General features: G+C 59.2%; 12 protein-coding genes. 10 read left to right on the plus strand and 2 right to left on the minus strand.

Going from position 1 to position 10,590, the window contains the following annotated elements:
• Positions 1-183 precede the first annotated feature (183 nt).
• Both LXM96_RS12590 and LXM96_RS12595 read left to right on the plus strand, forming a co-directional pair.
• The gene (locus LXM96_RS12590) at positions 184-678 is read left to right on the plus strand and encodes a methyltransferase family protein (protein WP_394801952.1); all 495 of its coding nucleotides are present in this window, start codon (positions 184-186) and stop codon (positions 676-678) included.
• 106 nt (positions 679-784) lie between these two features.
• Entirely contained in the window at positions 785-1,507 is a 723-nt protein-coding gene (locus tag LXM96_RS12595) for a response regulator transcription factor (protein WP_239998894.1), read from the plus strand.
• Positions 1,508-1,557: 50 nt separating this feature from the next.
• Here the strand turns inward: LXM96_RS12595 and LXM96_RS12600 are convergent, their stop codons facing one another.
• Positions 1,558-2,412: a MipA/OmpV family protein gene (locus LXM96_RS12600; protein ID WP_239998895.1), complete on the minus strand. Its 855-nt coding sequence runs from the start codon at positions 2,410-2,412 to the stop codon at positions 1,558-1,560.
• A gap of 307 nt (positions 2,413-2,719) precedes the next feature.
• Between LXM96_RS12600 and LXM96_RS12605 the strand changes: the two genes are divergently transcribed.
• Both LXM96_RS12605 and LXM96_RS12610 read left to right on the plus strand, forming a co-directional pair.
• Positions 2,720-4,051 (plus strand): ATP-binding protein, encoded by a 1,332-nt coding sequence (locus LXM96_RS12605; RefSeq protein WP_239998896.1) that lies wholly within the window; start codon positions 2,720-2,722, stop codon positions 4,049-4,051.
• 195 nt (positions 4,052-4,246) lie between these two features.
• The gene (locus LXM96_RS12610; protein WP_239998897.1) at positions 4,247-4,828 is read left to right on the plus strand and encodes a class I SAM-dependent methyltransferase; all 582 of its coding nucleotides are present in this window, start codon (positions 4,247-4,249) and stop codon (positions 4,826-4,828) included.
• Positions 4,829-4,926: 98 nt separating this feature from the next.
• Here the strand turns inward: LXM96_RS12610 and LXM96_RS12615 are convergent, their stop codons facing one another.
• On the minus strand, positions 4,927-5,487 hold the full coding sequence (locus tag LXM96_RS12615) for a TetR/AcrR family transcriptional regulator (RefSeq protein ID WP_239998898.1): 561 nt from the start codon (positions 5,485-5,487) through the stop codon (positions 4,927-4,929).
• A gap of 135 nt (positions 5,488-5,622) precedes the next feature.
• Between LXM96_RS12615 and LXM96_RS12620 the strand changes: the two genes are divergently transcribed.
• The 6 genes from LXM96_RS12620 to LXM96_RS12645 all read left to right on the plus strand — a co-directional run bounded on the left by LXM96_RS12620 (position 5,623) and on the right by LXM96_RS12645 (position 9,959).
• Positions 5,623-6,354 (plus strand): SDR family oxidoreductase, encoded by a 732-nt coding sequence (locus LXM96_RS12620; RefSeq protein ID WP_239998899.1) that lies wholly within the window; start codon positions 5,623-5,625, stop codon positions 6,352-6,354.
• Positions 6,355-6,594: 240 nt separating this feature from the next.
• Entirely contained in the window at positions 6,595-7,539 is a 945-nt protein-coding gene (locus LXM96_RS12625) for a helix-turn-helix domain-containing protein (protein WP_239998922.1), read from the plus strand.
• Positions 7,540-7,659: 120 nt separating this feature from the next.
• Positions 7,660-8,409 (plus strand): SDR family oxidoreductase, encoded by a 750-nt coding sequence (locus LXM96_RS12630; RefSeq protein ID WP_239998900.1) that lies wholly within the window; start codon positions 7,660-7,662, stop codon positions 8,407-8,409.
• Between the two features lie 55 nt (positions 8,410-8,464).
• Entirely contained in the window at positions 8,465-9,013 is a 549-nt protein-coding gene (locus tag LXM96_RS12635) for a flavin reductase family protein (RefSeq protein WP_239998901.1), read from the plus strand.
• Positions 9,014-9,059: 46 nt separating this feature from the next.
• Positions 9,060-9,359: a DUF1330 domain-containing protein gene (locus LXM96_RS12640; protein WP_239998902.1), complete on the plus strand. Its 300-nt coding sequence runs from the start codon at positions 9,060-9,062 to the stop codon at positions 9,357-9,359.
• An 18-nt stretch (positions 9,360-9,377) separates the two neighbouring features.
• A complete protein-coding gene (locus LXM96_RS12645) occupies positions 9,378-9,959 on the plus strand; it encodes a hypothetical protein (RefSeq protein WP_239998903.1) in 582 nt (193 codons plus the stop codon).
• Positions 9,960-10,590 lie beyond the last annotated feature (631 nt).

Genomic DNA, 10,590 nt, shown 5'->3' on the forward strand with positions numbered 1-10,590 from the left:
GAAGCGGCCACGGCTCAGCGAAAACCTCAGAGCGATATTTTAACTCTTAGAGGTTTCGACCATGACTCACGCCCAGGTTCCATTCTTCCAGCTCTACCGTATCAACGCTCTCCGTGCACTTGGAGCGCTTTCGTTCGGCATCTGACCGTCACCGCTGCTCCACCAGTCGCTCCACTGGTTGGCATCGTTCTCGAAGTACTAGGCACGGTCGCGATTTTTGCCGCAATCGCGGGTCGCGCCTGGTCGCTCCTCTATATCGGCGGGCGGAAGAATGCCGAACTCGTGACCGACGGACCCTACTCGATCAGCCGCAACCCCCTCTATCTCTTCAGTCTTGTAGGGATTGCAGGAATCGGGGCGCAGATTGGAAGCGTGCTAGCGATTGTTGTTCTTGTGTTCGCGGCCTATCTGGCCTTCGACATGGCGATCCGTGGCGAGGAAAAATACCTGCGCAAGCGTCACGAGAATAGCTTCGCTGACTACAGCGGGTCCACCCCGCGTCTTTGGCCGGACCTGTCGCTCTGGCGCGAGAGTGACAACCTGCCGCTACGCTCCGCGAGCGCCATGAGGAGCCTACGCGATGGCATGGTATTCTTGGGCGCTTGGGCTGCCGTCGAGATGATCAAGCTCGCCCAGTCCCTCGGTGTCCTCCCCATCCTTTGGACACTGCCGATCTGACAACGGCACAAACCTTTCCAAGCGCTGCAACAAAACTTAATAATCCGAAACATCTGCGGCCTGCGGCAAGGATAGTGTCTGCGCTTCAGCCAGGAGAAGAACCGCGATGCAAGTGACAAGCGCGAACGCAAAGATTCTGATTGTCGAGGATGATCCGGACATCGGCAGGCTCCTGGCACTAACCGTTCAGGAGAACGGCATGACGCCGACTGTCGCCGAAGATGCGCATGTCATGAATGCTCTGCTGCGCAGCAACGAATTTGATCTCATCATTCTTGATGTCATGCTGCCGGGAGAAGATGGCGTGAGCATCTGCCGCCGCATCCGCTCAGAGAAGACCACGCCCATCATCCTCTTAACGGCGCTCGGCGAGGAAATAGATCGCATCGTGGGGCTGGAGGTCGGTGCCGACGATTATGTCACCAAGCCCTTCAGCCCGCGCGAGGTCGTCGCCCGCATCCGAAGCCTTCTGCGGCGATCGTCCTACGGTCTCGTCAACAACGCCGGCCAGCGAAAGCTTCGCTTCGAGGGATGGCAGATCGATCCGTTGCGCAGGCAATTGCACGATCCGAGCAGCGCTCGTGTGGCTGTGACGACGACGGAGTTCGATCTTCTGCTGGCCTTCTGCCGAAATCCCGGCCGGATCATCACCCGAGAAGAGTTGCATTCGCTCACGCACACGGGTCTTGCGGGACCCATCGAGCGCAGTGTTGACGTCCATATCAGCCGTCTGCGCCAGAAGATTGAAGCCGATCCACGCAATCCGGTCCTGCTGCAGACGGTCAGGCTCGGCGGCTACGTGTTTGCCGCGACCGTCGAGCAGGTTTGACAGCAAAAAGCCGGGCGTGGCCCGGCTTTCTTGTCGTCGCGCATAGACTGCTAGAACTTGTAGCCTACGAAGAGCGAAGCGGAAGGCTGCACGTCCTTCTCGACGATCGGGCTATCGGCGGCATCGCCCGTGAGGAAGCCGACGCCCGCTTCTCCACGCACCAGCCAGTTCTCCGTCATCATGTAGGTTGCCGAAGCAGACAGGTCGACGCGCTTGAGTCCGGCCTGCGCCTTGTATTCAGGCAGACCAGACCGCGCTGACTGGGCTGCGTTCACGCCGAAATAGGCTTCCATGTGCTTGTCGTTGGCAACGGTCGCCTCGACGCTTGCACCCAGGATCAATCGATCTGTGACCGGCGCCTTATACTCGGCGCCGAAGGTGCCAATCAGGCTTTCGCTCCCGTCGATGGTTTGGTCGATCGCTGCATAGAGCTCAAAGCCGTTCCAGGTGTATGATGCCTTTGCACCGACAGTTGCTGCGAAGTCGATCTCACCCAGCCCCCTGAGGCGGTCACCGTCGTCCTCGTCGCGCCCGCTCTCATAGCCGACCTTGGCCGCGAGCGCGAAACCATCATGTCGAAGCGCGGTAATCGTTACGCCCGTGGGGTCGATTTCGAGCCACTCCCCGTAAGTGAAGACCACGACGGGGATCGGGCTGAGCTTGTATTCGTCACTGCCCTCATATTCCGGTTCGTAAGAACCACCGGCACCGACGATAAGGCTCCAGTTGCGCTCCGGTGGGCCGTCGAACCGTGTCTGGTCAAATGGTGGTTCTGGCGGCTGCACGGCTACGCCGGCATCGGCCGCTTTGGCGTTCGACATGGGAATGGCAGCAAGGCTGACGGCGACGACGCCGGGGAGGGCGCTCGAACGGCAATATTGGATCGTCCGTTGGGTAAAAGACATGGGTGCTCCAGTGATTTGACACGGAACCTCAGACATCTGTCCAAGCGCCGTGGTGCAACACCCGATTTCCTGGCATGGAAGGATCTACCACGGCATGTCTTTTTGTTGCGCTTTGTTTCCAGTAGGCAGGGCTAAGGCGGCTGCGGGAGGAAAGTGTCAGCATCCGTGCCCTGATCTAAGCTTTGCTACACAGACACAGAACTTAATATTCTTATCAGGCGGAAGCATCTAAGCTGGTCAGCGCGCGAAGTGTCAGGTGACGCGGCCCTGTTGAATGCATCATCCGACGAAAGCTTCTGGAGGCAAATTGCGACCTCGCATCCCCCTGCCGTTCACAACGATCCACGGGCAGATCACCGCCATCATTCTCATCTGCTTGGCTATCGTGATCATTGCCGGCTCAACACTGGAGCGGTGGGTCGAGGCGGATTACGGCGTTCCCGACATCGAAAGCTACTCAGACAGACTGACTGCAATGGCTTCTGTCCTTGCTCTTGCGACGCCCGAAGAGAGAGCCACGATTGTTGAGGCGGCAAACCGCAGTGGCTGGCGTCTCTCATTGAAGCCAAGCTCCTACGCCGAGCGTTTCGTGACCTCCTCGCGGCAAGAACCATTCATTCATGTGGCGATAGACTGGCTGTTTCCCCCGGACAACGTCGCTGAACCGATTGGCGGTTGGCGCACCTTCGTAGGGACGCAACGCGTCGTGGCGGCTAAGGTCGACGACAGTACCATCCTCGTCATGGAGCGCCTACCGAGCGGCTTCCTGCGCAGCGATGCGCTCAGCTTCGGCTCAAACTATCTCGTGGCCCTCGTGACGCTGATCATCTTGTTCTCTTCTTTCGCGGTTTGGGCGATCACTCGTCCCTTGCGACGGATCGCGGCGGCAGCGATGAAGGCAGACATCTCGGTCCAGTCGGCACCGTTCGAAGAGCGTGGCAGCGGCGAAATCGTGGCCCTTGCGCGCGCACTGAACGCCATGCAGAGCCGGATCTCCAATATGGTCGAGGCGCGCACCCGCATGCTGCGCGGCATCAGTCACGATCTTCGTACGCCATTGACGCGGCTGCGACTACGCGCAGAGCGCGTACAGTCAGGTGAACTCCGTGACGCACTGCTCGTCGATATCCAGCGGATCGACCACCTTTTGCAGGAAAGTCTCGGATACCTGCGAGACAACCACAGTCAAGAAGCCTTCCAACGCGCCGACCTTGCTTCGATCCTCAGAACAATTTGCGACGAGTTTGCCGACATGGGGCATGACGTGACATACAGCGGTCCGCCGCGCCTAGCAGCGCAATTCAAGGCGCTCGCCTTGACCCGAGCCATCACCAACCTTTGTCATAATGCGGTGAAGTTCGGCACAGAGGTGCGTGTCTCACTTTCGGAGGTCGGAGGAACTGCGGTGATTGAGGTGACCGATAATGGCCCTGGAATTCGAGAGGAATACAAAGCTCGTGTTCGAGAGCCCTTCTTCAAGGTCGATCCTGCGAGAGGTGGCGCGGATGCTGGTTTCGGCCTTGGATTGTCCATCGTGTCGGAGATCGTCGAAACGCATCACGGGAGCTTCCAATTACTGGATCGGCAACCCACAGGCCTCATCGCGAGAGTAACCCTGCCGCTGGCGCCGAGTGCTTAGACCTCTAAGTCCTCTATTCGGACCATCGAAGGATCGGCCCAATGCAAATCGAACTGCACGACAATGGATAGACAGACCAAGATGGCGGATGATGCAACAGTAAGCGCACAAGAGCCATTCGAAGATCCGAGGCTCGTGAGCACATACGCTGATCTGACTCCGCAACGTGTGCCGGGCTTTTTTGACCTTCATCGCATGGCACTGATCTTGCTGTCGGAGCAGGCGCCCCAAGATGCCCGAGTTCTCGTGCTAGGCGCCGGCGGCGGGCTGGAGTTGAAGACATTCGCAAGCGAGCGGCCGAACTGGACCTTTGTCGGCGTGGATCCCTCAAGGCAGATGCTCGGTTTGGCCGCGATCACCCTTGGGCCTTTGCTGGACCGTGTACATCTCGTTGAAGGTTACATCGAGGACGCACCATCCGGGAGGTTCGACAGTGCGACCTGTCTCTTGACATTTCACTTTCTCAACCGGGCGGAACGCTTGCAGGTGTTGCGGCAGTTGAGGGATCGGCTCAAGCCCGGAGCGCCCCTAGTTGTGGCCCATCACGCCTGCCCGGCGGGGGCAGACTCGGAGGAATGGCTGGCCCGCTCAGTGGTGTTTGCGGCAGGGAGTGAAGCGGATCCTGCCAAAGCCGTCGCCTCGGCCAAAGCGATGATGGAGCGCTTGTCGATTCTGAGCGACGAAGAGGAGGTGGAGCTGTTGCGGCAGGCAGGTTTTGCAAAGCCTGCGCTTTTCTACGCCGGTTACACGTTCCGCGGCTGGGTCGCCTACGCCTAAGCGTTCGGCCGCTATCAAACTGCAATTGGGCTGACGAATTCCCCTATTGAGGCGGTGCACCAAGCCGTAGGTCTAGCTGGGGCCTGATCCGGCGTGGCCTACGTGGCTTTGAGGTAAGAGAGACACATCTTCGCCAGCTCGCCGCGTAGCTTGTTCTGCAACGGGGCGGGAAGATCTCTCTCAAAGACGTTGCGAACTGTCCCGAAGATGACCGCCAGCAGGGTAGTGGTGACGAGGGTCGTGTCGGAGTGTCTGGCGTCCGATGCAGTGCGGAGCATGGCCTCAGTTGCCGCGTTCGTCCTGCGGGCGAAGACTTCGATGAGGGCATCATTGTCAAGCTCGGCGACTGAACGATAAAGGGCGCGTGTCAGATCGGCGCGCTCCATTTTCGCCTGCCAATAGACGCCGACGAGTTCCTCGACCATGTCCGCCAGACATGCACCCTGCATCCGCGCGCAACACGTCTCCACCTTCACTGCGACTACATCGAGATAGTGCTCGTTGAGCGCATAAAGCAGGGACTGCTTGTTGGGGAAGTATTGGTACAGCGTGCCGACCGACACGCCAGCACGGGCGGCCACGCGGGTCGTGGTCAACTGGTCCAGTCCCTGCGTCAGCAAAACCTGAACAGTTGCCTCGAAGATGGCGTCAACAGTCACGGCTGCGCGCTTCTGATGCGGCCTTTTGCGGGGGAGCAGACGGGCAGGCGGCGTGACGGCCATATGCGAATCCCAGACGTGAACAATGCTTCATATATTATTCGCAGGTTTTACCAACATTTGAAGGAAGCATTGATGACTGACACGAAGAAGATTGCGCTCGTCACCGGCGCCAACAAAGGCATCGGGCTGGAGATCGCCCGTCAACTGGCGGAGGCGGGCATTGTCGTCCTCATGGGTGTCCGAAGCCTTGAGCGGGGTCAGAATGCGGCCCGGGAACTGGCCGATGCAGGACTTCATGTGGAAGCCATTCGGATTGATCTCGATGATGAGGCAAGCATTGCATCTGCCGCCGAGCTTATATCCAGCCGATATGATCGACTTGATGTTCTAGTGAACAATGCGGGCATCCTCGATGCCGAGGACGGCCCACCGACCGTAGCAAGCACCGCTGCCGTACGCCGGACCATGGCGACCAATTTCCTTGGCACACTCGCAGTAACGCAGGCCATGCTGCCGCTCCTGCGCAGCTCTCCCGCGGGACGCATCGTCAACCTGTCCACTACGCTCGGGTCACTGTCGATCAACGGCGATCCGACATCGCCGTACTACGAGGCACGGCTGCTGGGATACAATGCGTCAAAGGCTGCGCTCAACATGCTGACAGTTCAACTAGCGGCCGAACTCCGCGACACACCGATCGCGGTGAACGCCGTCGCTCCCGGTTACGTCAGAACGGACCTCACGGGAGGACGTGGTTTCCTAACGCCTGCCGAAGGCGCTCGCTTGCCGGTTGAATACGCCTTGCTAGGAGATGATGCGGTGTCTGGTCGCTTTGTTGAACCGCAAGGCGCCGTGCCCTGGTAAATTCGCCACCTGGCGAGCGGAAGTGCGCGGTCTGGTGGAGGTGCCATGAAACCAATCATTTAATCGCATTATTAACAAGAGCCGGTTTGCAGACCATTAGACGAGCAGGCGGGCGCCTATTCAGTATGAACACTTGATTTCTCTATTCCAGAAAGGATGTTCATCATGGAGTTGCTGGATAGTCCGGATGCGCATCGCACCACTCTTCAGGGCTGCAACGGGCACGCGCGCCAGACCACGATGCGAGGTTCCTTCCGTGAGGAAGCCGTGGCCGCTCGCACCTCTCCCAGCGGTCTGGAAAGGTTCATCGCCGGTCGCACCCTGGTGAGCGGTGATGGACCAGCCTGGAAAGATCTGTTCGTGCAAGTGTTTTCCCGGCGCAGCGAGCAGGAGCCGTTCCTTGTGCCCGCTGTTGCCGAACCGCTCGTCGTTTGGGTGATGTCCGGCGAAGCACTGGTGGAGGAGCGAGACCTGAATGGTGAGTGGACCGCCAGCCAAGTCAGGGTTGGCGACTTCTTCTTGACCCGCTCCCAAACGCCTTATGAAATGCGCTGGCGCTCCATTGGCCCTTCGCCTTTCCAGGTGATGCATCTCTATCTCTCCGTGCCTCTTTACCGGCGTGTTGCCGAGGACGTGCTAGGCTGCACCATGCCCCCGGCGCTCCGGGACATATCCGGCGGCAAGGACCAGCAACTGTCACACCTTCTGGCCCTTATCCATCAGGAACTGACTGGCGAAGGGAAGGGGAGCGACCTCTTCATTCGCGGGCTGGCCCACAGTCTGGCTGTTCATTTAGTCCGCAACTACGCCGCACGCGAGACGGAGAAGGAGGACAGGCAGGCCTCACTGCCGGGCTTCAAGCTTCGGCGGGCAGTTGCTCATCTTGAGCAGAACTTGGCCGCTCCCTTCAATCTAGGGGGATTGGCCGAAGCCGTCGGCATGAGCGAGTTTCATTTCAGTCGTTTATTCAAGAAGGCGACCGGGTTTTCCCCATCCCGCTACTTCATTCGCCAGCGCGTCGCCCGGGCCCAGCAGCTTCTGCAGGAAACGGATCTTAGCATCATCCAGATCGGCATGTCCGTAGGCTATTCGAGCCCGAGCCACTTCGCCCAGGTCTTCCGGCGCGAGACGGGGATGACGCCGCGGCACTACCGCGCGGCTAAATCTATCTCTGTCGCGATTTGAGCAAGATCGCGACAGCTCGAGCAAGGGCCCGTGAGAAAGCTGCGGCCGAACACTATAGCTTCTTCCCTGTCAGAACGAAACGCCGCCGCTCAGGCGGCCTTCAAGACAAGGAGTGAGACAATGACCAACCTCAACGGAAAGACCGCATTGGTAACCGGCGCGTCTAGCGGTATTGGCGCCGCGACGGCCGCAAAGCTTGCAGAAGCAGGAGCCAAGGTCGGCATTGCTGCCCGGCGTGCGGAGAAGCTCGAGGATCTTAAGACGAAGATCGAAGCCAAGGGTGGCGAAGCTCTTGTTCTTCAGATGGACGTGGTCGATCAGGCCTCTGTCGAAGCAGGTGTCAAGAAGCTCGTCGACGCCTATGGCTCGATAGACATCCTCGTGAACAATGCAGGCCTGATGCCGCTGTCGGACATCGACCAGTTCAAGGTTGATGAGTGGCACCGGATGGTGGATGTGAACGTGAAGGGTCTGCTGAATACGACCGCCGCGGTTCTGCCCCAGATGACCAAGCAGCACTCCGGGCACGTCTTCAATATGTCCTCGATCGCCGGACGGAAAGTGTTCAAGGGCTTGTCTGTCTACTGCGCCGCCAAGCATGCCGTCACAGCCTTCTCGGACGGCCTCCGTATGGAGGTCGGACCCAAACACAATATCCGCGTCACCTGCATCCAGCCAGGCGCGGTTGCGACCGAGCTTTACGATCACATTACCGACGCAGGCTACCGCCAGCAGATGGACGAACTTGCCGGCCAGATGACCTTCCTGCAGGGCGAGGATATCGGTGACACGATCGTTTTTGCCGCCCAGGCACCGGCGCATGTGGATGATGCGGAAGTGTTTGTCCTGCCGGTTGAACAGGGTTGGTAACAGTCTGCCCTATCGGTCCCTGCTTTGCGCGGGGACCTCATCAAGGGAGATTGCCATGAAGGAGGTACCCGCATCGCACGCCTATCGACTGCTGGAGCCAGGCCCGATCGTCATGGTCTCTACCACCGCCAAGGGACTGTCCAATGTCATGACGATGGGCTTTCATATGATGATCCAGCACGAGCCGCCGCTGATCGGCTGCGTGATCGGTCCATGGGATCATAGCCACCAGGCGCTTCGGCAGACAGGGGAATGCGTAATTGCGGTTCCTGGGCTCGATCTGGCGGAAACGGTAGTGGACGTCGGCAATTGCTCCGGGCAGCAGGTCGACAAATTTGAGAGGTTCGGCCTCAGGCTCCGGCCTGCCAGAGATGTGTCGGCGCCCCTCCTCGATGACTGCCTCGCCAATATCGAATGCCGAGTTGTCGATACACGGCTATCTGACCCCTACAACCTCTTCATCCTGGAGGCGACAAGGGTCTGGATCAACGAGAGCCGGAAGGAACGGCGAACTCTCCATCACCGTGGCGGTGGGTGCTTTACCATCGATGGGGGCACCCTGGACCTTGGAGAACGCATGGTGAAATGGCGCCACCTCCCTTGAAGGGTGCCATTGCAGATCACGTAATAGAACCAGAAGGAGACCACCCATGGCTGCCTATCTCGTCGTGGAACTCGATATCCACGATCTCCAATCCATCGAGGATTATCGATCCAAGGCATTGCCGCTCGTCGCAGAGGCCGGCGGACGCCTTATCGCGCTCGACGCCGAGCCGCTTGAACTGGAGAGCTGGCCAGCGAGCAACATGCTGATCATCGAGTTTCCCGCCAAGGAGGCAATCTGCAAGCTGTTTGCCTCGCCCGACTATGCGCCGCTTGCAGCCCAACGCCAAGCGGCGGCAGGCTCCCGCATCATCGCGCTCGATGGCGTCAACAGTCCAACACCCTAGTCTAGAAGGAACGGTAGAATGCCGATGACGACGATCAACACCATCACCCTTGCTGCGATCGCCCTGAGCGGCTTCGGCGATTCAGCGTTCGCACAAGATGCCGCCGCCACGTGCCCGCAAGAAGGGCCAGGTTCCCCACTGGCCCTGCATGAAGAGTGGATCATGGAAGGGTGGGAGCGCCGAGAAGGCGATCCGGCTTTCGTGTTTGCGGACAAAATGGGCAAGTATTACGATCTCGAGGATGCCGCTGGCATCTACTGGGACAACTACGCGCCGGGCGATACGCAGCTCTTTACGGATTCTGGCGCTTACGGTGCCAACTGGGAGGGCCTCCAAAACGGGGCACGATCGGTCCTGCACGGCATGACCGACGGTCATCACGTAGTCGCGGGAGACAAGGTTGCCTCTTCGGCCGTCGGGTTCGTTGGCCGGCTAGAGCGCCTGGATGGCAATGTCGTTGCCTTCGACGCGCGCTCCCAACTCGGCTGGGCCTGTGTCGACGGGAACTGGAAGATCAAGCACGAGCTGAACTATGCGTGGGAGGTCGAGCCGGAGGCGATTGAGAAGACGCTTGGCAAGCGGATCTCGCAGAGCGAGTGAACCAGCTTACGGTTGCCAGTACGTGCCGGAGCCAGTTGCATTCGAAAGAGTTCGGATGCAACTGCTTCAGGTCACAGTGAAGGGTTGAGCCTCGGCGTCTTCTGACCCAACCCCAGCAATCTGCCAAACCTTATACTGTTCTTGCCCAACATGGCGAGCAGCTTGAAGGGCCAGCCATTCTCAAGATCGAGTCCAGTTCCTTGATGTCGGCAGGTCGTCCGTATCGTCTGGCAGCGAGCGCGGCGTCCTCGAGATGCAGAAGCATGACGTCGCGCTCGTGTTCGCACAGTTTCTGGAGTTGCTGCTTGGACATCGGTTCTTTCGATTTCATCTTCAGCTCGGCTATCAGCATGTTGAGCTTGCGACCAAGTCGCCGCGCAAGTTTCGCGTGGGCATCACCTGTGGGCTACAGTTCTGGGCATCAGGTCGCCAACAATGCCAAAACGGGATCCGGCACGACTGGAAAATCAAGGAAATAAGGCTTTTCGGGAGAATTGGCTGGGGAGCCTGGATTCTCACATTATTTCAATGCCTTAACCGAAGATGTCCTGAGTACGGTCAATCATGGTGCGTGCCGCGCCGACCTCGGCCTGCCGGATCGCACGGCTCGCCTCGACATCAACGATAACGG

Source organism: Rhizobium halophilum (assembly GCF_021648825.1).
GTDB classification, from domain to species: domain Bacteria; phylum Pseudomonadota; class Alphaproteobacteria; order Rhizobiales; family Rhizobiaceae; genus Neorhizobium; species Neorhizobium halophilum.

Excerpts from the sequence above, each read along its gene's own strand:
- LXM96_RS12595 (WP_239998894.1), top strand. The coding sequence starts at position 785 with ATGCAAGTGACAAGCGCGAACGCAAAGATTCTGATTGTCGAGGATGAT.
- LXM96_RS12600 (WP_239998895.1), bottom strand. The coding sequence starts at position 2,412 with ATGTCTTTTACCCAACGGACGATCCAATATTGCCGTTCGAGCGCCCTC.
- LXM96_RS12610 (WP_239998897.1), top strand. The coding sequence starts at position 4,247 with ATGGCACTGATCTTGCTGTCGGAGCAGGCGCCCCAAGATGCCCGAGTT.
- LXM96_RS12620 (WP_239998899.1), top strand. The coding sequence starts at position 5,623 with ATGACTGACACGAAGAAGATTGCGCTCGTCACCGGCGCCAACAAAGGC.
- LXM96_RS12625 (WP_239998922.1), top strand. The coding sequence starts at position 6,595 with ATGCGAGGTTCCTTCCGTGAGGAAGCCGTGGCCGCTCGCACCTCTCCC.
- LXM96_RS12630 (WP_239998900.1), top strand. The coding sequence starts at position 7,660 with ATGACCAACCTCAACGGAAAGACCGCATTGGTAACCGGCGCGTCTAGC.
- LXM96_RS12635 (WP_239998901.1), top strand. The coding sequence starts at position 8,465 with ATGAAGGAGGTACCCGCATCGCACGCCTATCGACTGCTGGAGCCAGGC.
- LXM96_RS12640 (WP_239998902.1), top strand. The coding sequence starts at position 9,060 with ATGGCTGCCTATCTCGTCGTGGAACTCGATATCCACGATCTCCAATCC.
- LXM96_RS12645 (WP_239998903.1), top strand. The coding sequence starts at position 9,378 with ATGCCGATGACGACGATCAACACCATCACCCTTGCTGCGATCGCCCTG.